1 protein-coding gene is annotated in these 385 nt (G+C 22.9%); it reads right to left on the reverse strand.

The window, feature by feature from the left end; translation table 11 throughout:
* Positions 1-385, reverse strand: a 385-nt coding sequence (locus GBZ86_RS16855) for a carboxypeptidase-like regulatory domain-containing protein (RefSeq protein ID WP_207707495.1), incomplete at both ends; no start/stop codon positions are given.

The following is a 385-nucleotide window of genomic DNA, read 5'->3' on the forward strand; positions in this document are numbered from 1 at the left end:
CTCATTATCTTCTACTTTATATAAAATTACATATGCATCACTAATTTCTAAATTTGTACTATCTTTAATTATTCCTGAAACAACTCCATCAGAAGCTTTCAAGTCTATAGTTAAATTATTTTTAAGGGAAACAAGTTCATTTTTATTAACAGATACAGGCATTTCAACCTGAATATATCCTAATGCAAAAATTTCTATAATATAATTACCTAATGTTAACTCTGTAAAAACATAAATACCTGAAATATCAGTATAAGTTATAGCTATTAATGTTTTTATATTATTATTTAGTCTATATAATGAAATAATAGCTCCTAATAATGAATTATTATTTGTATCTTGTACTTTTCCACTAATAACTCCTAATAACATATTAGGATCATTT

Source organism: Clostridium tarantellae (assembly GCF_009295725.1).
In the GTDB taxonomy this organism is placed as follows: Bacteria; Bacillota; Clostridia; order Clostridiales; family Clostridiaceae; genus Sarcina; species Sarcina tarantellae.